The sequence below is a fragment of the Vibrio sp. 1-Bac 57 genome (assembly GCF_037546855.1).
Taxonomy (GTDB): domain Bacteria; phylum Pseudomonadota; class Gammaproteobacteria; order Enterobacterales; family Psychromonadaceae; genus Psychromonas.
Genome location: NZ_JALAAC010000016.1, coordinates 39,768 through 63,501 on the forward strand (window position 1 = coordinate 39,768; position 23,734 = coordinate 63,501).

25 protein-coding genes and 1 riboswitch are annotated in these 23,734 nt (G+C 39.0%); of the genes, 2 read left to right on the plus strand and 23 right to left on the minus strand.

Going from position 1 to position 23,734, the window contains the following annotated elements; genetic code table 11:
• Positions 1-4: 4 nt before the first annotated feature.
• The 16 genes from cobW to MT391_RS11810 all read right to left on the minus strand — a co-directional run bounded on the left by cobW (position 5) and on the right by MT391_RS11810 (position 15,493).
• Complete coding sequence (cobW, locus tag MT391_RS11735; protein ID WP_499498179.1) at positions 5-1,099, minus strand: cobalamin biosynthesis protein CobW; 1,095 nt, start codon at positions 1,097-1,099, stop codon at positions 5-7.
• Entirely contained in the window at positions 1,083-1,889 is an 807-nt protein-coding gene (gene cobM / locus MT391_RS11740; RefSeq protein ID WP_499498181.1) for a precorrin-4 C(11)-methyltransferase, read from the minus strand. Before cobM ends, cobW begins: the two co-directional genes overlap by 17 nt.
• 248 nt (positions 1,890-2,137) lie before the next feature.
• Positions 2,138-2,923, minus strand: a complete 786-nt coding sequence (gene cobJ, locus MT391_RS11745) for a precorrin-3B C(17)-methyltransferase (protein ID WP_499498183.1) — start codon at positions 2,921-2,923, stop codon at positions 2,138-2,140.
• 23 nt (positions 2,924-2,946) lie between these two features.
• Positions 2,947-3,723 carry a cobalamin biosynthesis protein gene (locus MT391_RS11750; RefSeq protein WP_499498184.1) on the minus strand — a complete coding sequence of 259 codons (777 nt, stop codon included), beginning with the start codon at positions 3,721-3,723 and terminating at the stop codon, positions 2,947-2,949.
• Positions 3,720-4,448 carry a precorrin-2 C(20)-methyltransferase gene (gene cobI / locus MT391_RS11755; protein WP_499498186.1) on the minus strand — a complete coding sequence of 243 codons (729 nt, stop codon included), beginning with the start codon at positions 4,446-4,448 and terminating at the stop codon, positions 3,720-3,722. Before cobI ends, MT391_RS11750 begins: the two co-directional genes overlap by 4 nt.
• Position 4,449: 1 nt before the next feature.
• Positions 4,450-5,889 (minus strand): precorrin-6y C5,15-methyltransferase (decarboxylating) subunit CbiE, encoded by a 1,440-nt coding sequence (gene cbiE / locus MT391_RS11760; RefSeq protein WP_499498188.1) that lies wholly within the window; start codon positions 5,887-5,889, stop codon positions 4,450-4,452.
• Positions 5,889-6,530, minus strand: coding sequence for a precorrin-8X methylmutase (locus MT391_RS11765; RefSeq protein WP_499498189.1), 642 nt, complete (start codon positions 6,528-6,530; stop codon positions 5,889-5,891). The genes cbiE and MT391_RS11765 overlap by 1 nt, the downstream gene beginning before the upstream one ends.
• A complete protein-coding gene (locus MT391_RS11770) occupies positions 6,520-7,362 on the minus strand; it encodes a precorrin-6A/cobalt-precorrin-6A reductase (protein ID WP_499498191.1) in 843 nt (280 codons plus the stop codon). The genes MT391_RS11765 and MT391_RS11770 overlap by 11 nt, the downstream gene beginning before the upstream one ends.
• The gene (locus MT391_RS11775; protein ID WP_499498193.1) at positions 7,359-8,525 is read right to left on the minus strand and encodes a cobalt-precorrin-5B (C(1))-methyltransferase; all 1,167 of its coding nucleotides are present in this window, start codon (positions 8,523-8,525) and stop codon (positions 7,359-7,361) included. Before MT391_RS11775 ends, MT391_RS11770 begins: the two co-directional genes overlap by 4 nt.
• A 13-nt stretch (positions 8,526-8,538) precedes the next feature.
• Positions 8,539-9,978 (minus strand): cobyrinic acid a,c-diamide synthase CobB, encoded by a 1,440-nt coding sequence (locus MT391_RS11780; protein WP_499498194.1) that lies wholly within the window; start codon positions 9,976-9,978, stop codon positions 8,539-8,541.
• 54 nt (positions 9,979-10,032) lie between these two features.
• On the minus strand, positions 10,033-11,886 hold the full coding sequence (locus MT391_RS11785) for an AAA family ATPase (RefSeq protein WP_499498196.1): 1,854 nt from the start codon (positions 11,884-11,886) through the stop codon (positions 10,033-10,035).
• Between the two features lie 20 nt (positions 11,887-11,906).
• Positions 11,907-12,596 carry an energy-coupling factor ABC transporter ATP-binding protein gene (locus tag MT391_RS11790; protein WP_299661822.1) on the minus strand — a complete coding sequence of 230 codons (690 nt, stop codon included), beginning with the start codon at positions 12,594-12,596 and terminating at the stop codon, positions 11,907-11,909.
• The gene (gene cbiQ, locus MT391_RS11795) at positions 12,580-13,374 is read right to left on the minus strand and encodes a cobalt ECF transporter T component CbiQ (RefSeq protein ID WP_299661825.1); all 795 of its coding nucleotides are present in this window, start codon (positions 13,372-13,374) and stop codon (positions 12,580-12,582) included. Before cbiQ ends, MT391_RS11790 begins: the two co-directional genes overlap by 17 nt.
• On the minus strand, positions 13,374-13,976 hold the full coding sequence (locus MT391_RS11800) for a NikL family nickel/cobalt ECF transporter subunit (RefSeq protein ID WP_299661828.1): 603 nt from the start codon (positions 13,974-13,976) through the stop codon (positions 13,374-13,376). Before MT391_RS11800 ends, cbiQ begins: the two co-directional genes overlap by 1 nt.
• Entirely contained in the window at positions 13,976-14,584 is a 609-nt protein-coding gene (gene cbiM, locus MT391_RS11805; protein ID WP_028870308.1) for a cobalt transporter CbiM, read from the minus strand. The genes MT391_RS11800 and cbiM overlap by 1 nt, the downstream gene beginning before the upstream one ends.
• A gap of 90 nt (positions 14,585-14,674) precedes the next feature.
• On the minus strand, positions 14,675-15,493 hold the full coding sequence (locus tag MT391_RS11810; protein WP_299661832.1) for a DUF4198 domain-containing protein: 819 nt from the start codon (positions 15,491-15,493) through the stop codon (positions 14,675-14,677).
• Between the two features lie 147 nt (positions 15,494-15,640).
• A riboswitch (cobalamin riboswitch) is annotated at positions 15,641-15,776 on the minus strand.
• Positions 15,777-16,165: 389 nt separating this feature from the next.
• Between MT391_RS11810 and MT391_RS11815 the strand changes: the two genes are divergently transcribed.
• Complete coding sequence (locus MT391_RS11815; RefSeq protein ID WP_299661835.1) at positions 16,166-16,747, plus strand: PEP-CTERM sorting domain-containing protein; 582 nt, start codon at positions 16,166-16,168, stop codon at positions 16,745-16,747.
• A 286-nt stretch (positions 16,748-17,033) separates the two neighbouring features.
• Here MT391_RS11815 and MT391_RS11820 read toward each other — a convergent pair whose 3' ends face one another.
• Positions 17,034-17,900 carry an AraC family transcriptional regulator gene (locus tag MT391_RS11820; RefSeq protein ID WP_499498199.1) on the minus strand — a complete coding sequence of 289 codons (867 nt, stop codon included), beginning with the start codon at positions 17,898-17,900 and terminating at the stop codon, positions 17,034-17,036.
• A 105-nt stretch (positions 17,901-18,005) separates the two neighbouring features.
• Here MT391_RS11820 and MT391_RS11825 point away from each other — a divergent pair, with 105 nt between their 5' ends.
• On the plus strand, positions 18,006-18,491 hold the full coding sequence (locus MT391_RS11825; protein WP_499498201.1) for a YHS domain-containing (seleno)protein: 486 nt from the start codon (positions 18,006-18,008) through the stop codon (positions 18,489-18,491).
• 90 nt (positions 18,492-18,581) lie between these two features.
• Here the strand turns inward: MT391_RS11825 and MT391_RS11830 are convergent, their stop codons facing one another.
• From MT391_RS11830 to metN, 6 genes are all read right to left on the minus strand, one after another.
• Positions 18,582-18,746 (minus strand): hypothetical protein, encoded by a 165-nt coding sequence (locus MT391_RS11830; protein ID WP_499498203.1) that lies wholly within the window; start codon positions 18,744-18,746, stop codon positions 18,582-18,584.
• A 45-nt stretch (positions 18,747-18,791) separates the two neighbouring features.
• On the minus strand, positions 18,792-19,256 hold the full coding sequence (locus MT391_RS11835; protein ID WP_499498255.1) for a GNAT family N-acetyltransferase: 465 nt from the start codon (positions 19,254-19,256) through the stop codon (positions 18,792-18,794).
• A gap of 63 nt (positions 19,257-19,319) precedes the next feature.
• On the minus strand, positions 19,320-20,546 hold the full coding sequence (locus MT391_RS11840; protein WP_499498205.1) for a hypothetical protein: 1,227 nt from the start codon (positions 20,544-20,546) through the stop codon (positions 19,320-19,322).
• A gap of 291 nt (positions 20,547-20,837) precedes the next feature.
• Positions 20,838-21,656 (minus strand): MetQ/NlpA family lipoprotein, encoded by an 819-nt coding sequence (locus MT391_RS11845; protein ID WP_166372725.1) that lies wholly within the window; start codon positions 21,654-21,656, stop codon positions 20,838-20,840.
• A gap of 76 nt (positions 21,657-21,732) precedes the next feature.
• A complete protein-coding gene (locus MT391_RS11850) occupies positions 21,733-22,419 on the minus strand; it encodes a methionine ABC transporter permease (RefSeq protein ID WP_166372724.1) in 687 nt (228 codons plus the stop codon).
• Positions 22,409-23,443: a methionine ABC transporter ATP-binding protein MetN gene (gene metN, locus MT391_RS11855; protein ID WP_166372723.1), complete on the minus strand. Its 1,035-nt coding sequence runs from the start codon at positions 23,441-23,443 to the stop codon at positions 22,409-22,411. The genes MT391_RS11850 and metN overlap by 11 nt, the downstream gene beginning before the upstream one ends.
• Between the last annotated feature and the right edge of the window lie 291 nt (positions 23,444-23,734).

Sequence of the window (23,734 nt, forward strand, 5' to 3'; positions counted from 1 at the left end):
CGTATTAAACCTCAGCGCTTTTTAAAATAGCGATAACCGCAGCTTCATCTAAGCCTTTACCGATTAATACTAATTCGGTTTTTTGGCTTTCATCGGCTTCCCATAAACGATCAAAATGAACTTCTAAACGTTTACCAACAGCCTGTAACACTTGACGCATTGGTTTATTTTCAACTGCCGCAAACCCTTTAATACGGAATAAGTTAAATTCGTTTAATAGCTTTTCAACACTTAGTTTCAGTTTATCGGCATCAACCGTCCCCAAGCTGATCACCATTGAATCAAAATGGTCATGTGCGTGATCATGATGGGCACCATGAGCATGATGATGGTCGTGATGGTTATGTACTTTATCAATGGTTTTTTCAGTGCCAGCATTAATACCAATTAATACTTCAAGTGGCACATCACCATTGTTGATATAAGCTGTTTTAACTGAACTTGGTACGCGTTTTTCTATTACCGCCTTAACGCGCGCTTGCTCTTCTTCGTTTAATAAATCACTTTTACTCACGACCACTAAATCAGCAGAGTTAAGTTGATCATCTAACAACTCTTGTAAACTTGGGTCGTGATCTAAACTTTCATCTAGTGCTCGTTGCTCTTTTACTTTATCTTCATCATCGGCAAAACGGCCAGCGGCAATCGCAGGGCCATCAACTAATGTAATAACTGCATCTACGGTGCAATATTCTTTGATACCCGGCCAGTTGAATGCTTGTACTAACGGCTTAGGTAACGCAAGACCTGATGTTTCAATTAGAATATGGTCAATTTGATCACGACGAGCCACTAGTTTTTCCATCACAGGTAAGAACTCTTCTTCTACCGTACAACAGATACAACCATTAGCGAGTTCGTAAATACCGTCATCTCCACCGACTAATACCGCAGCTTCATCTTCACACTCTAGCGGACAGCTACGTAACAGTTCTGAATCGATATCTAACTCACCAAACTCATTCATGATCACGGCAATACGTTTGCCTTTGGCTTTTTTAAGCAAGTTAGCTAATAAAGTAGTTTTACCGCTTCCAAGAAAACCCGTTACAACGGTAGTTGGAATTTTGTTTAACGACATGTTATTTATTGTTGACATCTTTAGCCTCTAATTCTTCAATAGAAAGTGTATTTTTACGACGACGGAAAATATTCGGTTTATCTTTTTTATACAAGTATGAATCTTCAAAATTGGTGGTATCTAATACATGGCCAACCAGAATCAATGCCGTTAATTTGAAGCCTTTCGCTTCTACTTTTTCCGCAATATCCGCTAATGTGCCCGTGACTTTATCTTGGTCAGGCCAAGAACTACGATAACAAACAGCCACAGGACAATCTTCACCGTAATGCGGAATTAACTCGGCCACGATTTTACGGATCTTAGTAATACCTAAATGAATCGCTAAAGTTGCACCACTTTGTGCTAATTGCGGTAAACGCTCACGTTCTGGGAAAGGTGTTTTACCTTCATAACGAGTCATGATAACTGTTTGTGATACACCCGATAATGTTAACTCTTTTCCTAAATACGCAGCAGATGCAGCCGTCGCACTCACTCCCGGAATAACTTCATAATCAATCCCATGTTTTTCTAAACGACGGATCTGTTCAGCTATCGCGCCATATAAGGCAGGATCACCACATTGTAAACGTGCTACATCTTTACCTGCTTTTGAAGCTTCAACAAAATACGCTTCCATCTCATCAAGGTTGATCTTGGCAGTATCAACAATCAACTCAGCACTGTCTTCAACATCTTGTAATGTTTGACGGGGAATTAACGATCCTGCATACAAAACGACTGGACACTGTTTTAACAAGCGTGCCCCTTTAATCGTCATTAATTCAGGATCACCCGGCCCTGCGCCAATAAAATAAACTTTCATGTAGAATCCTTCTTAATTAATACTTTTAGCTTTTAATTGTTACTTTTAACTCACTATCACAAAATAAATTATGGCTAAGCAATTCACGCTAGTTCAAGGCGAAAGCACGGAGCTTGGTTTACCAAGTGAGTACTTTCAACGCAGAAATCGCTTGAAATGCAAGGCTATAATTCATTTTGTAAGCGCAGAGCTCAGCTTCTAAGTGAGCACTTTTAACGCAGAAATTGTTCGTAGAGCAACGCTATTAGCTATAATTTTTTCTTGTAGCCTCGGGGTGTGTACACCCAATGTTTATCGCCGTTGATGATATGGCGAGACTCACTATTACCCACACTTACCAAAGTAAACATATCAACGTCTTTAGCATCGAGTTCATCTAAACAAATAATTCGGATAGTTTCATCTTCACGGGTCAATTGGCGACCTAATAAAACTGGGGTTGAAGCAGGACGATATTTTAATAATACGTCGCGTGCATGGTTAAGCTGCCAATCACGTTTTTTCGACACAGGGTTATAGAATGAAATAACAAAATCCCCTTCACCTGCGCTATGAATTCGTTTATTAATGGTTTCCCACGGAGTCAATAAGTCCGATAAGCTGACAGTACAAAAGTCATGGCCTAACATAGCGCCAATGCGGCTTGCACCAGCTTGCATTGCCGAAACCCCCGGCACTACGTCGATTTCAACATCTAACCATTCAGGATGTTCTTCTAATCCTTGAAGTTGTCTATCTAACAATTCAAACACTAAAGTCGCCATAGCATAGATACCAATATCACCACTTGAAATAAGAGAGGTAGTTTTGCCGCTAGCTGCTAAATCTAATGCTAAACGAGCACGACCAATCTCTTCCCCTAAAGGTAAATCATGGTGTACTTTGTTATTACAAGGTGCCCCTAACAAGTCTAAATAAAGTCCATAAGCGACTAAATCAGTACTTTGCTGAACCGCTTTTAATGCTTTTGGCGCCACTAAATCAGCATTTCCCGGTCCCATACCGACAACAAAAAGTTGTTTTTTAAAACTCATTTTATTTCCTAGTTTTTAATTATCTACAGGCTATAACTTCTGGCAATAGCGCAGGTAGCTTGTTTATTTTTATGTTTATTAAGCAGTAATTCACTACCATTATTGGTTAACTGTTGAGCCTTATATAGAGCAGCAGACTCTGCCACGCCATATACGCCAACGGTTTTTAAAATATAATCTGACTTAGTAGAAAGACGATCTTCCATCAAGCTTAAGGTCTTAGCATCAAAGGTTACATATGGTTTTTGTAAGGTATTGGCTAACGCAATTAAACCAACTTCATCACTTTTAATATCAATGCTTGTAATAGCACTAATGTCATTAATGGTAAGCCCAGCTTTACCTAAACATTCCTCTAATAAACCCAGTAAAACCTGCTCTGGACAATGGCGCTCACACCCCATACCAACCACATATTTAGGTTTTAAGTAGCTATTAGCGGTGGTTAATACTAATTGGTTTTGCAGCAACTCAGTGACTTGTCTTGCTAACTCATTAGCACCACCTTCGTGTCCTGATAAAAGCGGGATCACAAACTGCCCTTGTTCATCTAACACCAAAACAGCAGGATCGCTATATTTATCATTTATTACCGGTGCTAGGGTTCGCATCACAATGCCAGTGGCACAGATAAAAATAAGTGTTTCACCCTTTGTAAAGTAGCCTTGTACAACATCCTTAAAAGGCGCAGGTTTAAAGCAAACGTCACTGTTTATTGGTGTCGAAGCGCTATTTAAAAGGTACTGTAAACGCCTTGCTAACTGTTGCCCGACTTTCGTTAAACAGATAATTCGAATCACGCGGTGAGTTCCTCTCTGGTGATCACAAATAAAGAGAAGTAAGGCCCTGCGACATTGTCTAGCTGATTTAAATCTCGAATTATTTTCTGTTGGTCCCGACTGATATATTCCAAATAGTTAGCATCATCAAATCGCTGAGTCTCTTTCAACAAAGCAATTAACCGCGGACGTTCAATTCCCGCTTTCATGATAACGACGGCATCATGATCTAATAATGCAGCTTTAATTTTTGCATCACTATGGCGCCCAGTGATCACCGCAAAAGATTGTTTTAATACAGTTAACGGAATTTGTAATTCAGCCGTCGCAGCAACAAAGGCAGGTACCCCAGGAATGACTTGTGACGGGTACTGACTTTCCAAGCGTTCTAATAGATAAGTGAAAGATCCAAAGAACAAAGGATCACCTTCACATAAAAACACCACGGTTTTACCTTGTTTCAGATGTACTTGTATCTGCGCAATGGCTTTGTCATAGGCTAAGTTTGCAGCCACTCGCTGACGCGACATTGCAAAACGAATACCTAAATGTAGCTGTTGTTTAATTGGTTTTTTGAGAGCTTCAACTGCGATATCAAGTGATTGCGACTGCCCAGCCTCATTTTCTAAATAACACACAACATCGGCAGCTTGAATGGCTCGATACGCTTTTAATGTTAATAACTCAGGGTCACCAGGGCCTACACCTACACCAATAAAAGTGCCACTTTGTAACGCTAATACCACTTTATTGTTCCTTTTCTTGGTTTTGCTGAGTATTTTTAGTGAAACTAAATAAACTAACACTTAAAGCAGGTTTATAAGCGAGTTGACCGCCTAAGGTTCTACTTTTGTTTACAGCCACTTGTAGTGTTTCAAGTTCACTATCGGCAACCTTGTCGCGAATGCTATAAAAATCGAATAACTGCGATTTAGTTCTTTCCATCACTGCCGAAACAACTATTTGACCACCCTCAGGTAATTTCTCCCAAAGCATTTCAAGTAGCATTGGTAATGCACCATCACTGCCACCGATAAATATTTTGTTTGCTGCAGGCTGTTCAGAAAAAGGAGGCTCTGAAAGGGCTTCAGGTGCACGCCCGAACTGTGTTATTAAGTTATTAACGACACCAAATTTTTGTTGGTTTTGTAATAAACAATCAAAGCGAGCTTGATTATGTTCGATGGCATATATTTTTGCCTGTGGTTGCCAATAGGCTAATTCAACGGCAACGCCACCACATCCAGCACCGATATCCCAAATTGTGTCATTTTTACTTGGTTGTAATAATGACAATATAGCTAAACGTACTTCACGCTTACTGATCATGCCTTTACTACCTAATTCACCGGTTTCAAAATCAGTATCTTTAATGCCTGGAAATTCCGGCAAATAACCTTTATTTGCACCACAAATAACAAAGGAAACATGTAAAGCATCGAAGTTTTGTAGATTGCCCTCAGATTCAGCGGTTAATAATTCAGAGACGCTAAAACGTGATATTTTTTGTTGGCTATACCCTAAACGTTCACACACTATGATCTCTGCTTGTGTAAATCCTGTTTGTTCACAAATGGCTGCGATGTGCTGTGGCATACTGTCTTTATCAGTCAATAGTAATAATGTTTGCTGTGCCTTTAATTCTACTTTCAGTTTTGCTAAAGGACGACCATGTAAACTCACTACATTAACATCTTGCTGTGCTATCGACAGGCTATGACAAGCTTGGGTAATACTAGAAACTGCAGGGAAAAAACGCACTGCGGCATCGTGAAAGTTCTTGCTGATCCAAGTACCAATACCGTAATAAAGTGGATCACCCGAGCCTAACACTACGACTTTTTGTTCTGTTTCTATTAATGCTTTTAGCTGTTTTAATTTTGGAATAATTTCAGTGCGTGGCGGTAACACCTCGGCTTTTGGTTCAACCTGTTGTTGCTCACCCTCAGTCAGAGCCTCGACCTTAGGCTGAAAGGCTAATTGTTTTTCTAAAGTCAATAATTGACGCTCAGATCCAATCACCAAATCGGCTGACTGTAACGCTAATAAAGCTTGTTCACTGAGCATTGCATTTTCAGTGACACCTAGTCCAATTACAGCTATTTCGCGCGTTGGCTTGTTAGATGCTTTCGCACTGTCTGCAAGCTTAACTGAAAACACATTCATTAACTTTTTAAAGAACCTCATTAATACAACTCTCCTTTGATACAACGTAATAAGGCATTGCAACTTGCACTGGACACCGCACTACCACCTTCGCGTCCTAATAAAGTAATACATTCTATGCCTAACTCTTGGTGAACATCCCATAATGCTTGTTTTGACTCTGCTGCACCAACAAATCCAACCGGCATGCCAATAATTAAGGCGGGTTTGGGTGCGCCTTGGTCAATCATTTCTAATAAACGAAACAATGCTGTCGGTGCATTACCAATCACCACAACACTGCCTTCTAAATAGGGTAACCATGCAGTCAATGCTGCCATGGTTCTGGTTTCGCCAGTTTCTTTTGCCCGCTGTGGCACACCATCTGCGTTTAAAAAGCACAATGGGTCGGTTTTAATCATGCGTTTTGTAATGCCTTGTTTAACCATCTCCACATCACACAAGATTGCCGCCCCTTTTTTCAGCGCATCAATACCTGATTGGCAAGCATGTTCACTTAATCTAACCTGTGCAGCTACGGCGGGGATCCCGACACTGTGCACCACTCGCATCACGACTTGTTGCGCCTGCATTGATAAGTGTTCCAGATCCGTTAAAGCTCTGATTTGGCGAAAACTCTCTTGTTCAATTAATGTTGGATCGTGAATATAGTCAAATTTCATCTTTAGGCTCAATTGCTATGTTATTGAATGTTTTATTTAATGTTTTATTTAATTTTTTATTTAATGTATCGCGGTGTGTGTTGTCAGATCCAGTTGAGAGCAATGACTCTTTTAATAGCGCGATACAACTTGCTGCATTATCAAATTGGTATTGTAAGGGTTGAAGATCTGGACGCTTAAATTGATATACGGGAATACTCGCTGATCTAGCAGCTATAATTTTCGCATAAGTGGCATCTCCACCACTGTTTTTACTGATCACGGCATCAATGTTATAGGTTTGTAGTAACTGCATTTCGTCTTCGAGATGAAACGGACCAATTGCTTTTAACCAAGTCACATTAGCAGGCAATATAATTTTTGCGGGCATTGCAGTACGTAATAAAACTTGTTCAGCTTGAGCAGATAAAGCATCAATCACGTCTTGTGAAACTTGACCTGCGGTAACAAATAAACAACGATGTTGCGCTACTTTTTCAGTCAATGTTGGCCAATCAGAGACTTCAACCCAATTGTCTTGGTCAGTTTTCTGCCATTGCTGGCGATGGAAACGAATCGAAATAATAGACAGTTCAATGCTGACTTGAGCAATCGTATTACTCATGGTTTGTGCAAAGGGGTGAGTCGCATCGATAACATGTGTAATTACATGCTCAGTGACATATTTAGCTAGGCCGCCAAACTGACTGAATCCACCACTAATCGACTCACAAGGCACAGTCGCCTTGCGCACAATGCCTGCAATACTATAAATAACATCAAACCCTAATCGATGTAATTCAGTGGCTAACTTACGTCCATCAGCAGTACCACCAACAACTAATATTCTCACAAATCAACCTTACTTTGAGCGATTATTTGACCTTGAGAATCAAATTTATCTTGATGGCTATTAGCAACAAACAAACCTTTTCTATTAACAGCCCACACTTCCACCTCAATAGATGCGTGAACAATGCTTTTAGCAAACTTTAAAGCGTCAACACACACCACAGTGGCAATATCTAATCCAGCTTCTTTAGTCATATTAAGGACTTGAATAGTCGTATTAGCCGTTAATATTTGTTGTTGCAATTCAGCACTAGCACCTAGATTTTTTGCGATATTCGCTAACTGTTCAAAATCGATACTCGATTGGCGGCTATTAAGATCTAAATGTCCATTCGCCAGCTTAGTTAACTTACCAAAACCGGCACTAATACTGAGTTTTTGAATGCGATTTCCTGATTTAGCGTCGATTTTTTCACGACGCAAATATTTCAACATAGCACCCACAAAATCGCCCATCTCAATCAAGCTCACTTCGTCCATTTGATAGTATTCTTTAATAGCATGTTCGCTGGCAATGCCTGTTGAAGCAGCAAGGTGCGTGAAGTGATTAGCGCGAGCGACATCAATGCCTTGATGAATAGAGGCAATGTAAGCAGCACAAGAATAGGGACGCACAATGCCCGTTGTACCTAAAATGGATAAACCACCAATAATACCTAAGCGGCTATTCATGGTATTGGTTGCGATCTGCTCTCCATTTTCAACCCCCACTGAAACTTCAAAGCCTCCAGCATATTGATAAGCTTGCGCGTAATGCTCAAGATGGCTTGTCATCATTTTACGTGGCACTGGGTTGATTGCAGGTTCACCAATTGCTAGCACTAATCCGTCACGAGTAACCGTACCGACCCCTTCAGCGGCTTTAAACTTAATACCTTGCTCAGGCATTAAACGTAATTCAACAAATAAAGTAGCACCGTGTGTCGCATCAGGGTCATCACCAGCATCTTTAATAGTACTGGTACGTATCCCTTGCTCAATAGATTGATAATTAATGATATCCAGATTAACCACTTCACCACGCGGCAACGTTATCTCAACGCTCGCTGGTTGCTTATTAGCTAATAACGCGCGCACAGCAGCCACACAACAAGCTGTTGCACAACTTCCCGTGGTTAAACCATTACGTAATGGTTGCTCTGTTTCACTCGATTCCGGCCACATAATTCAGGTTACTCTATTGTTGTGCTTGCATTGCAGCTTGCTGCTGAGTCTCTTTGCTAACCGCACTCGTTACAGCTTGGGTATGGTAGTTTTCCCACGCCACTAACTTTTGTTGGTCAACCGCTTGTAATTTACCCATAAAAAGATCCGCAACTAGCGCAGGATTAGAGGGGAAAAATAGATGCAGATAACTTGCGGTTAAATTCTCGCTACGATAAATCGCTTCGCCGGGCGCAGGATGACGTTGACGTTGCCCATAACCGATAGGTTGCATCTGCATAATCGCACGTGATCTATGGTGAGCATGCCCATGAATCTCACCTTCAGGTAGAATCGCTTTTTGCATTCCCTGACAGCCTCGCTTTCCAGACATACTGCCGAAGCCATCTAATAAACCTAGCATTTTATGATGCTTTTGATCCAAATCCACCAGCTCATTTAGGCAATATAAGAAACCACCACATTCCGCTAAGATAGGTTTCCCTGCTTGATTAAATTCAGAAATTTGAGTCTGTAATACGGTGTTTTCAGCTAACTGCGCAGCATACAATTCAGGATAACCACCGGGCAACCATAACGCATCCGCCTCAGGTAAATTATCCCCTTTTAACGGAGAGAAGTAGTGTAATGTCGCGCCCATCTCTTGCAACAAACGCGTATTGGCTTGATAGATAAAACTGAATGCAAGATCCTGTGCAATAGCAATCTTTTTACCTGCCAATAATGGCTCAACTTTTGGTTGTGCAGCTGAATAAAAATCGACACTTTTTGGTAATGCTAATAATGGACTATTGGCATCTGCACGTTTTACTCCGTCCACTAACCATTCGCATCCTAAGGTAAACTTAGTTTCTAACTCATCAAATACTTCGCTTGCTTGCACTAGACCTAAATGACGTTCAGGTAATGCCACTTCAGGATCTTTTTTAAGACAAGCTAACAGAGGTAATTGTTCTCCTAATGCGTCCCTTATTAATTGTGCATGGCGTTCACTGCTACAATTGTTTGCAATCAAACCATGGCAAGTATAATCATCGCGAAAGTTGGCTAAGCCGATTGCTACCGCTGCCGCCGTTTGTGCCATGCCTTTTACATCCATCACAATAGCGACCGGTATATTAAAACGCGCCGCTAAATCTGCGCTTGATGGTTCGCCGTCAAACAGGCCCATGGCACCTTCAACTAAAATAAGATCCGCTTCGGAGGCTGCTTCAAAGAGTTTTTGCTGACAATAGTGTTCACCTGCCATCCACATGTCTAACTGTTCAACATGTGCACGTGAAGCTTGCGCTAAAATTTGCGGGTCCAGGTAATCAGGTCCAGTTTTGAATACACGCACTTTTTTGCCTTGCTCAGTAAAATAACGCGCCATCGCTGAAGTGATGGTAGTTTTACCTTGGCCTGATGCTGGTGCGGCTAAAAATAGCGCCGGACAACTTGCTTTTTTTATCATCGACTTTATCTCTTCCTGTTTTAGGCTGTCACTTTTTTAGGCTATCGCTTTGTTTTAAGCTGTCACCGCAAAATATTGTGCATTAAGCTGCTGTGCTAATATTTTGCCACGGCCACGCTTGATCTGCGCTTTTTCAATATCAATTAATAAAGTGGGAACATTTAGTTTTAAATCATCGATATCCACACGACTTCGACCATCGGTGATCAAGTAACAAAAAAGTGATAATTCTGGATATTGTTGCGTCAGTTGTTTAATGCTGTGTGATGCTTTTTCTAGAATTAGTCGCAAGGGCGTCCCACCTAGTGCAGTGATATCATCTAATAAGCGAGTGACATGTTTAGGTGCTCGTCCTGCTTTAATGATGGTTTCAACTTGGTTATTACCAAATCCTAACAAGCTGATTTTATCACGCTGTAGATAAGCATTATCAGTAATATTCATCACCACCGATTTTGCGATCGACGATAAGCTCTCACTTAACGTTGATGCTGAAGTATCCAATAGAATCAAATGTAAGTTTTGTTCGCCAGTGTCTACTTTTTTAAAGGAAAATTGCGCTGGCGGCCATTGCCCTAAACTATTTGCTAAGGTTTTAAACCAATCGGGTTTATGACTATTTATGGGAGATTTTTTCTCACCTTTTGTAGTATCTCCTTGCTTGTTTTTACTATATTGTTCAGTTAACAAACTGGGTTTAAACGGTGCTTGTAAAACACTTTTTTCTAATTTTGGTAATGCGATATGAGCTATAGTATTCGTTTTTTGAGCTTCTCCCGATTGAGCGGGCATTGCCCCCCATTCTCCAGAATTACCTTGACTACCACCCTCATTATTAGAATCATTAGCTGGATCAGGATTATTGCTCGAATTAGAATTTAGTGCATCTTGCTCATTTTTTTGCTGTGGAGCTTGAGGGCGAGAAAAACCACCACTATTATCGCTCGCAGATGTTTTTTTATTATCCGATGTTGGTGGGTTCTCTGGCATTCCTGAAGGCGGAGGTGAGCCACCATGTTGCATACGATGTGATAAAACAAGGGGCGCAACCTGTGCGATATCATCAAAACTAACCGCTTTTCGGCCACACCATGCAGCATGGGTTAAGCTCGCATGATGCATCATGATATCCGCACGTAAACCATCAACATTAGCTTGTTGGCAACGCGTAGCTATCTCGATTAAACAATCATCGCTACATTGCACACTGGACAGTAATTTCTGCGCATCGCTTATTTGTTGTTGTAAAAAAATCTGCTCAGTTTGGTAATCGTCACAGAAAGCAATTTTATCAAGCTCAAAGCGTTGTCGTGTTTTAACGATATTAACACGCTCATTAATACTATAAGCATTGTCTAATTCAACCATCAAACCAAAACGATCTTTTAATTGTGGGCGTAATTCACCCTCATCTGGGTTCATGGTGCCAATTAAAGTAAAACGCGCATCATGGCGGTGACTAATACCATCACGCTCGACAACATTAACGCCGCTACTAGCAACATCTAATAATTGATCAACTAAATGATCCGGCAATAAATTAACTTCATCCACATACAATATGCCATTATGTGCTTTTTTTAATAACCCAGGTGAGAATTTAACTTGTTTGTCTTTTAGTACATGGTCCAAGTCCAATGTACCTATCAACATCTCTTCACTCGCCCCTAAGGGTAAGGTGACAAATTCTGGAGTCTGTCCATCTTTAACCGGCAATAGGTCTGACACAGCGCGAGCTAGCGTTGATTTTGCACAACCACGCGGGCCTGAAATTAACACACCACCAATCAATGGGTTAACCGTGGCTAATAATAACGCCAGTTTAAACAAGGGCTGCCCCTGCACCGCACTAAAAGGAAATATAGCTTGTTGTGATTGCTCAATATAATTATGTGTGTGGCTGTTCATTTTCTTCTATCTCCTATGCACTAAGCCACAGCGACCGTTGATTTTGATGGTTCGGTTAACAATCCATCTTGTAAATGTAATTGTCTGGTTCCTAATTGTTCTGAAAAGGCTCTATCATGGGAAATAATAATCATCGCTTGTGGTAACCCTTGCAACACATTTAAAAGACGCATTTTTGCTTTTTCATCTAAAGCATTAGTTGGCTCATCTAAAATCAACACCTGCGGCTCCATCACCAATACACTGGCTAAAGTAATCATTCGCTTCTCGCCTCCAGAAAGTTGATGGGTAATACGAGATTCAAAACCTTGCATACCTAACTTTTTCAACGTCTGTAATGATTTATCGATCGCTTGTTGCTTAGTAAAACCTAAATTCAGAGGCCCAAACATGACATCTTCCAATACCGTTGGACAGAACAATTGATCATCGGGGTCTTGAAAGAGTAAGCCTGCTCTAGCGCGTAGTTGATTGAACTGCTTTTCTGTTTTACAAGGTTCACCAAAACCAATAATGTCACCTTGTTTGGCTTTTTTTAGACCGACGATTAAATGTAATAATGTAGTTTTTCCGGCGCCGTTATCACCATTGATTACAACACGTTCATTACTGTGTAAGGTAAAGTTAATACTTTTTAATACCGCCCCACGTCTTGGGTAAGCATAACTGAGATTTTCTATTTTAATCAGTGGATTATTTGAATAAGTCATCAATATTGAGCCCTATTAACAGTATTAAGAAACACATAACACACACGCCAAAAATAATATCTATACGGCCCATTTTCATATCATCGTTAAGGTAATAACGACCGCAAAATCCGCGGCACTTCATGGCATCGGATATACGTTCGGCACGCTCCACAGAACGGATCAGTAACATGCCAAATAGATAACCAATACTTTTCCAAGTATGTCGATTGGTACGCAATACAAAAGCACGTGCTTGCATTGCACGGCGCATTTTTTTGTATTCTTGGCTGATCACATCTAAATAACGCACCATAAATAACATAAGATGAACTAATTTATCAGGTACTTTCAAGTGGGCTAAGGCATGCCCTAATGTTGAAGCGCTCATGGTCGCGACTAAAGAGAACAAAACCAATAACACCGCATTCGCTTTAATAGTGATTAATAACGCATGCGATAAACCTTGCCAACTAGCAGCTAAACCAAATACGCTAAACATCACATCACCAGGCGTGGTAAAAGGCAAAATACAGATCAGTGTAAGCATAAATAAATCCATCGCAATCACACGTCTTAATGTGCGCTTTATATTAAGTTTGCTTGATTTTACTAATACAAAAGCAGCGATTAACCCTAACAACGTAGGAGCAAATTGACTACTAAGCACCACCACTAGCGCAAATAACCCAGAGCAAAGCACACGCACTCTAGCGTCAATAGCATCGATCCAGGATGCTTGATGTTTTAGTGCTTGTCCTGACCATGACGTCAAACTATGCTCTAGCCCCTGTGACATTATTTTTTAGCCTTTAATCTACGTTCACGTAAAAGAGCGACTACCCCGAGCAAACCAAAGATATAACCAATTCCACCAATAATATCGCGAATACCTGATTTTTCTTTTAAAGCTTGTATCTCTTTACGCAGCGGTTTTATCTGTTTGGCAATCGCTTTCTCTAACATCAATGCGGTTATTTGATTGTTAGTGACAATTTGCGGATCCACTTTTTTAGTTGTCTGATTCGCAGATGACACAGGATCAGCATTTAATGTCGTTGATGAATCCAAACTATCTGGTAACTCTTCTGCGGGTAATTGCATTTTCAAAGTATGCCCTGCGCCCATATTAATCTCAAAGACATGGGTAATACGTTTTTTAGCCGTAAATACAAAATAGCCTTGATCATCGGTGACTACTTCACCCAATGGTATACCGGAAACATCAGAGACTTTAACCACTGTGCCAGCATTTGCCATGGCACCATTTGAAAATCCAGCTTCACCTTCAATATCAAATCCATTAACGTAAACCCCACCGACTACATTGTGCGCTAAAGCTGGGCTTGTAAAGGACAATAAAAAAGACATCAAAATAAATAATGAATAAAGGGCTTTCATTAACTTTTTTCCTTAGTAATAAACTCTGGTTTCACCGTATGAATTAAATATACCGCGGCATAGGAAACAAAGCCTTCCACTATCATAATAGGAATATGTGCGGGTAATACCGCTTTTGCCGCTAATACAAATGATTCCCCCGATAATGCTAAAGAGAAAGCAACCATCACCGAGGTAATAATAATCGCCCCTGCCCCGCCAATCGCGCCCCAAATAGCCGCGACTTTAGCACTTTCATGACGTATGCCTTTATAACAAAGGTAATAAATAATTACCGCAGGTAAAGCAATATTGACGGTATTAACACCTAATACCAATAAACCACCAAAGCCAAAGAAAATAACCTGTAATAACAAGGCTACCAATAATGCAGGGAAGGCAACCCAACCGAGAATAATACCCAACAAACCATTCATAATTAAATGCACACTAGAAAAGCCGAGGGGTAGATGAATATAAGAAGCAATAAAAAATACAGAAGCCAATACACCTACCAATGGTAAATGGTCATAGTCCATTTTTTTAAGGCCAATAAAAACACCTACAACCGCTAACACTGCACCACTTACTAATACCGGTACTGAAAGAGCACCATCGACAATATGCATAATTTATCCGTTTTAAATAACCGCTACCCGCTCCAAGCTTAAACTATTTGAATATTCAAATATCAAGCAAGGGTAACGGTAATGCTTGAACTAAGGAAGCTTAGTCGCCTGTGCCCATATAACTGCATCTTGAGAAAGAGTTTTGCCTTTATACATTTTATCTTCTCCTATGCCTAATGCGGCAAATCCCCACTGCCCTGCTTTTAATAATGAAAAGTGGAAAGTTCCATTGGCATCAGCATAGATAGTTTGTGTTACAAAAATATCTGAAGGGGGAGTCATGATAGGCTCTTTTGCAAAGTGATTATTTTGCATATTCGGCACATAATTAATAAATTCAACTTCCACAGCCGCAAATGGTACAGGTTGTCCTTTAGACTTTACAACGGCACTAAAAATACCACCTTCATAAATCGCATAGGGTTTTGTCAGCGGTACGATCTCAGCGGTTAGTCCCAAATCTTTATTCCAATCGGTTGGTAGGTTACCCACATTAACAATAGTTTTAGTGATCTGCTGGATATAAGTATCTTCTTCCGCTTCAAAATACGGCGATGGTTGTGCAATAAACACATAATCACCTAAACCACGTAACTTAACGTCGGCTTGATAAGCATGACCTTTATCAACCGCGCTCTGCCATTCAATATCCTTTACCGTATCGATCAGGTCAGTTTTTTTACCTTTTTTAATCATATAAAATGCTTCAGGTTTGTCGACCGCCATAACGTGACCACTTGCAGCGGGATGAGTGAAGGGCATTTTAAAGCTAATTTCGCCACCTTTTGCATGTAACAACTCAGGCGTATAAAGCATTTGGAAGTGCGCATTGGCTGACAATGAAGCCATACAGCTTAAGGCAATTAAGAATGGGCTAGAAAATTGTTTTAGTTTTTTAAAAATTAACACAGAAAAATCTCCGTCTGATTAATGAACAGGCGAAGTTGTGGAGGAGATGGTACACCTTTAATAAGAACAAATAACCTCAGCTATCTTCTTAACAAAAACAAACCAGCCGGTGAAGCCCTCCGCAACACCACGGTACTTGCTTCAACAACAAGTAGCATCCAAAGGTTTGGTATCCGGGCTTAACAATAATAAATTAATATTGTTTTACCGTTGCGGGGGCAGCCTTGGCATTTAACCAAGTTCCCAAACATCTACGCTGTACAAAACATAAATGCATAGTTTTTAAGACTATATCCAGAGGAGCGCGAACAATAACTTGATACAGGTCAAACAGTCAATATAAAGCCTATGTTTTATGCTTAATAATACGAGTGTTGGCATCACCAGACACTTCACCTGTGTTTTTTGATCAACACCTTTGTATCGTAAAATTTCTTATCATCGGAAATATCCGTGATAAATGAAACAGAGGCCACGGTATAAAAACAAACATGTGTGACGAAAAAATTTACACATTAAAATATAGAACATACAGAAAATCAGTAAGAGACTGAATTAAAAAACATTTTCATACTGGCATGATTACTGCTTTACCATAGAAAATATACTCAACATTGATTAATCACTAATGAGTATTATAAAAGTAACCTAACAATGAAAGGAATCAGTATCATGAAAAAAATCATCATAGCAGCCGTTGCTTCACTAATGGCTTTAAACGCAAATGCAGCTCTTATTAATATCTATGAGACAAATTCGAGTTTAAACAATATTGCACAATCTGAAACAGTTATTAATAGCACAACCTCTCCAACTTATTCATTTGAAAGTGATAATATTTTTTACAGCGATGCTGCAGCACATGGAGCGCCTGGATTTGATAATGGTCATAACGAAACTTTTGTATTAACTGCAACAGGTTTTCTTGATACTTCTTTATATTCTGCGCTGCAGTTTTTCCACGATGATGGCATGACAGTTAGTTTAGCGGGTAATGCAGTCTATACCTACAATGCAAATACAGGTAAAAGAGACAGTGGACTGATTAGCTTCGCTGATACTGGTTTAGTATCCTTTGATTTGTTGTTCTGGGAAAACTATGGTGCAGCGACTCTACTCACTTACGGTGTGTTAAGAAGTGGCACACAAGCAACTGAAGTAGCAAAAATTGCTTCAGTTCCAGCTCCAGGTGCGATGGCATTATTTGGTTTAGGCTTACTTAGTTTAGTTGCTGCGCGTCGTCGTAAAGCCTAATTTACTAAAATAACTTTTATAACCTCGTTTCTATAAAAAGGTTATTATTAAGTAATTGTTATTAAGTAATTGTTATTAAGTAATTATTATTAAGTAATTGTTATTAAGTAATTGTTATTAAGTAATTGTTATTAAGTAATTATTATTAAGTAATTGTTATTAAGTAATTGTTATTAAGTAATTGTTATTAAAAAATAGAGTAGCCTGAGGTTACTCTATTTTTCCTACACTCTACTATTTTTCACACTCTATTTAGTTTCCACAACTCTATTTTTAATCCTAACAATTATTTACTTTTTTCAAGCCATTGTTTGGGAGACATCCCCTGCTTTTTCCTAAACACACGAGCAAGTGCAGAACCATCCTCATAACCCACCGCATTAGCAACTAAGGCAACAGATTTATTTTGCTTTAATAATGTTTTAGCAACAATGATTCGCCAATCAATCACATAGTCTCCAGGACTCTGTCCAACAATACGTTTAAATAACTCAGAAAATTTAGAGCGGGACATTAATGCCATTTCCGCCATGTCATCTAACCCCCATTGTCGTTCTGGCGCTTCTTGAATTGCGAGGATCACTTTAGATAAGTGTGGATGAGACAATCCAGCTAACAAGCCATGATCCATTATATTATTGCTCAATACATGCCTAAGAATATAGATAATAAAAATATCTGTCAGGGCATTGATCATCGGTAATCGCCCACATCTGTTTTCAAACGCCTCTTCAAATAACCCTAATGAAGTCTGTTTTATTTTTGGGCAGTCATCGAGATTAAAATGCAGCAATGTAGGCAAGGCTTCGGCTATCGGGTTAGATGTTGCTTCATTATAAATAACATTGGCACACACCAATTTTGGAGGGTTCGCGGGATCACCAACTATGCGATGAGTATGCGGTGAAGGAATAAAGAGCACTGTTGGCTTATTAAAGCGCAGTGACTTTCCTTGTTCATCAATAAGGGTTAATTCCCCGGATTGTAGAAGATGTAAATGGCCTTGATTTAATTGTTTATCGAAATGACTAATGCCACACAAATTTCCAGTAAAAAAGACTTCTGTATTCATCGAAAATCGTTTCAATATGATTGAAAGCTGATCCATGTTGATTCTCTCCGCGACCATTTTGGACGATTGGGGGCAAAACATGGACTATGTCATCCCTTTGATTAGATTAAAAGCCTTATATTATTTGCCAAGCCAGATTGAATCCTGACTTAACACCAGCTTGTTATTATAAAATGGAGAAATAAAATGACACTTTCATCACTAATCAAATCGACACTAGTAAGCTCTGCGTTATTAGTAAGCAGCTTAAGTTTTGCAGCAAACATTGAAGTGAATGCAAACAATAATGACCTTGCTATAAAGGGGTATGACACTGTCTCGTACTTTACTGATGGCTCTCCCACTAAAGGCTCAGATAAATATACAGCGGCTTACAATGGCGCTATCTATCATTTCTCGAGTGCCGATAATCGATACCTATTTAAAGCCACACCTGCTAAGTATGCACCACAATATGGTGGCTTTTGTGCGATGGGTGTTGCCATGAATCAGAAGTTTGATACTGACCCAACGGCATGGCATATCAAAGGCGATAAATTATATTTAAACCTTAACAAAGACGTTCAAAAACAATGGTTAAAAGATGTACCAGGATTCCTTGAAACAGCTCAAGTGAATTGGACTGGTATTAAAGGCTTAACAGAAGAGCAAATAGAAAAAATAAACGAATAATATTCTCTCCTAGATTCGCATAATAAGAGCAATTACTAACATCTTAAGCGAGACTTTAACCATGAAGATTAACCATGAAATAACTAACAGCTAGCGATGATCTTGAGCAGCGATTATCAGAACATGAGTATTCATTGCTGTTTTTAGTGTTCCATGGTGTGGGCCTTGTAAATCAATGACACCAGTTGTTGAGAATGGATCAAATGCATGCACCAACGAGTCAACTTGATCAAAGTTGATGTTGATGCCTACCATGTCGCTATCAAAGCTGAAATTTGATAGCGATTAAATAATAATGCACTACTTCTTGGTATTCACGTTTCTAGCAATCATTAATACTTCATCATCGGAATATAAGTTTGTAATCGTAGTTTCAATTTCTGCTCCTAAGGTACTTTTATACAGCTGCTGTGCAAAATTATCGGCACGCGTTGTCACTAAAATATGCTTTAAGGTTGAGCCATTTAATGAAAGATGGTTATTTACTAAAGCAAGTGACTCAGTAATTAATTGACGACCAACCCCTTGATTTTGAAAGTTAGGTGAAACAGCTAATTGCTCAAGTTCAATAACGGCTTGCGGGCGAAAACCACTTTTTTGAATCCAAATAATATACCCGAGGATTTTACCCTCTTTTTCTGCCACAAAATTTAAGAATCGAGGAAACGCATTGAAATTACACTGTATCCATTGCAATGAATTTTGTTGCCTTACAAAGGTTAGCCTATGGATCTCCGCGACATTCTCTAAATCTGTTTTTTCCATTAATCTAACTTTCATAGAGCCTCCTAATAGGAAATAAAAACCAACGACTCAACACCATTACGGTTATTTAATTTTATCTGTTAAAGCAGAAAACTCTTTTTGCATTTGAATATTATTAAATGGCACTAACTCTGGTGCTTGCATCGTCATTATTTTATCGAATAACTGACTGCTGTCGTTAATGAGATTGCTAACTTGAGATGACATAGTGACAGTATTTAAAGTATTAACCGCTAGCGTATAATCCTCCATCAACAAGCTATGTGCTCGGGACATATTATTTACATCACCTTGCATACTGCGCTTATATAATTTGATAGCCTGTAATGTTGTGTTCTGGCTTTTTAAATTTAAAGCATACATTTTCTTGTGTGTAGAAGAGGCATTGTTTAGCTCTTTTTTAGTGGTTTTTATCAGGCTATTTTGCTTGTTTTGTAGCTCATCGATACGTGGAATATACTTGTATTTTAAATCGGCAATATAACGTTCCTGAATATAAAGTTGTAACTCTAATAACACCACATACATGCTGTAATATTTTTTAGCATGATTCAGATCTTCACCTGAGTTTGCAGTTATCTTAGCAAAAGAGCTCGCCATTTCAGCCACTACTGGGAAAATGGTGGTCATTGCTAAAATATCATCTGCATTGACACGTACCAATAGTGCCTCAACCTGCTGCAATGAAAGCTCAGTCCCAAATTTTTCAAGACGAGATTGTACCGTTTCAATCATTTTCTCTCTATTTTGTTGGTACTCTTGTATCTCATCTTCATATTGTTGCTGCTTTTGTAATGCGTCTTTTTTCTCTGTTCCAATTAAGATAATAGATTTTGATTTTTGCTCAGAAGCTTTTTCTTGAAGCGCTAAAATAGAGGCATCAATATCAGCAATATTGTTATTCGCATCCAACACTATATCGTCATTTAATATGCCATAAACATCATGTAATAACTGATCAATATCTTCTTGGTAAGCTGCTTTGTTCTTTTTAAAGAAAGCACTTTCCGGCGCCGAAGACTTCTCTTCTTTAACTTCAATAATATCAACAAACCTATCTTCAACTTTATCCCATGATGTGATGGCTTTTTGCTTAGCGGCAGAAAGGCTCAATAAGTCATTGTTACCATTATTGTCATCATCACCTCCCATTACATCTGCATAAAGCGTTGTGCTAGTATTTTTTACAGAGTCCCAGCCATTGGCGACAGATTCTTTCCAGTCAGCCTGCACCGTGAATGAAACTGCTGAAGCGGCGATAAAGCACAGAAAAACAACGCTTTTTTTCATCTTATTAATTCCTTCGGTCTTTCTTCGTGTAACATATCGAACAACATATATTAAATGTGTTAAAACGAATGTCTTCAATTGAATTTTGTTCTTATTACTTGAATTCAAGCTCAATAAAAGTAATCAAATATAATACTCAAATGTATCCTATATTCATACTTTCGGTTTTTATTTTAAATGAAGAAGATACAAGCAGGATATAGGAAAGATGTGAATAGCGAATATAAAAAAAGGTATTAAGCTGGGCTTAATACCTTTTTAATCAATTTACGAATAGGCTTTAAAAAGTGATTACCAACCTTTAACAGCGCCACCTTTAAAGATTTCAGTTGCCGCATCAAATACAACATCTGTTTGATATGCTTTAACAAAATTTTGTACATTTTCTGATTGAACATTATCAGCACGTGCAACAATCAAGTTTACGTATGGAGAGTCTTTATCTTCAACAAAAAGACCATCATGCTCAGGAGAAAGGTCGATCGAGCTAGCATAAGTTGTGTTGATGATAGCAAGGCTAACATCATCCAATGAGCGTGGTAATTGGGCAGCTTCTAGCTCAATTATTTGTAGATTTTTTTCACTACTAACAATATCCAATACTGTTGCTTTCAGGCCAACACCTTCTTTAAGTGTTAACAAACCTTGCTTCTCTAATAAGATTAAAGAGCGACCTAGGTTAGTTGGATCACTTGGCACTGCAATTTGATCACCATCTTTTAATTCGTCTAAAGATTTGATTTTGTTTGAGTAACCAGCGATTGGGTAAACTAATGTGTTTCCTGCAACAGCAAACTTGTAACCACGGTCAGTAATTTGTTGATCCAAGTAAGGCTTGTGTTGGAATGCATTCACATCAATTGAACCTTCTTCTAGTGCTGCATTTGGCGTAATGTAATCAGAGAAAGTGACTAACTTAACTTCTAGACCAAACTTTTCTTTAGCTACTTTAGCGGCAACCTCGGCTACCTGTGCTTCTGCACCCGCAATAACACCGATAGTAATTTTATCATTATCAACTGCGACGACTTCTTTTTCTCCACAACCCGCTAATGCAAAGATTGATGCAAAACCTAAAACGGCTAATACTTTTTTGATATTAAAATTCATATATTTTCCTTTGAATGTAACTTACTTTTTAGAGTTAATAATTAATAACTAAGAGTTAATAGTTAAGAATAAAAATTTAACGATGATCAACACGCTTAACAAGATGATCGCCCAGTGATTGAATCATTTGTACCAAGATAACTAAGATAACAATGGTGATCATCATTACCGTCGCATCAAAACGTTGATAGCCATAACGAATACCTACATCACCAAGACCACCACCACCAACAGTACCAGCCATTGCCGAGTAACCCACTAAGGTTACTAGCGTGATAGTGACGGCATTTATGATGCCGGGTAATGCTTCTGGCAATAATACCTTTTTAATGATTTGCATCGGTTTTGCGCCCATCGCTTGAGCAGCCTCAACTAAACCAGATGGCACTTCTAAAAGCGCACCTTCAACCAGACGAGCAATAAAAGGAATGGCACCGATAGTCAGAGGCACAATCGCTGCAGCAGTACCAATCGATGAACCAACTATAAAACGAGTTACCGGAATAAGCGCAACCAATAGAATAATAAATGGGATAGAACGACCAATATTAACCACTATGCCTAAAATTTTATTCATGGTGGTATTTTCTAACAAACCGTTCTTTTTACTTAAGTGTAATAGTACACCTAGCGGAATACCCACAGCAAAACCAATGAAACCAGAGGTAAATACCATCACTATGGTTTCCCATAAAGAGTCCACTAATAGCTCAATTAAACGGGTGTTTTCTGTCCACCATGTTATCACTGCATTAAATGACATAACCTAACACCTCTAGTTCAATTTTTTGTTCTTTTAAATATTCGATTGCTTTATTCGCACAAGCTTCAGGGCCAATGAATTCCGCTAACATAAGACCAAACTTAACCCCACCAACGTAATCCATATTTGAGCTTAAGATACTAATATCAATATCAAACTCTCGTGCAACATGGCTTATTACTGGAGCATCGACGGAAGCACCTGTAAATTCTAAACGAATCAATGGGTAGCTATTTTCAGTGCGTGTAGCCTGTAAGCGCGCTTCGTAATCAGCAGGTATTGATAAGTCTAATGTTGAACGAATAAAGTCACGTGCAAGGTCTGTTTTTGGGTGTGCAAAGATGTCACCTACAGTACCGTTTTCAACTAATTTACCATCACCAATAATTGCCACTTCTTGGCAAATACCTTTTACTACGGCCATTTCGTGGGTGATCAGCAAAATAGTTAGGTTTAATTCTTCATTAATTTTGCGTAATAACTCTAAAATAGAAATCGTTGTAGCAGGATCTAAGGCACTAGTTGCTTCATCACATAGCAATACTTTCGGATCAGAAGCCAACGCTCTGGCAATTGCAACACGCTGTTTTTGGCCACCACTTAAGTTCGCTGGGTAAACATCACGTTTATCTGCCAAGCCAACAAGCTCTAATAAATCTTCAACTTTACTTTTAATTGTACTTTTTGCTACACCAGCCAACTCAAGTGGCAACGCAACATTATTAAAAACAGTACGAGATGAAAGCAAGTTAAAGTGCTGGAAAATCATACCTATTTTACGACGAGTTTGTGTCAACTCTTGCTCAGATAAAGTCGTTAAATCGACGCCATCAACAATAACTTGCCCTGAAGTTGGACGCTCTAACAAGTTCACACAGCGTATTAGAGTACTTTTACCTGCGCCAGATGAGCCTATTACACCAAAAATAGTACCTTGTTCGATGGTGAGATTAATATCAGACAGTGCGTTAATCGCCTTGTTGCCTTGATAAAATACCTTGTTTACATTTTTTATTTCTATCATCAGATTTCCTGAAATTAATCGGGTGTTACGTTTTGTTGGATCAATAGAGACTGTGATCTACATCGTAATTACCAGTGCATACTAAGCCATCTAGACGTCTAAAGCAATTAATGATTAATAGCAAATTCATATATTTCATACACAAACTGCTGACACTCGATTCACTTACTCAATAATGCTTAAATTATGATCAAATATAAGTTGCTTTTACTTAACCTAAACGAAGTAATTTATACCTTAGACTTAATCGAATAGTCTCGTTTTGACAGGGTCGTTAATACAATAAGGGGA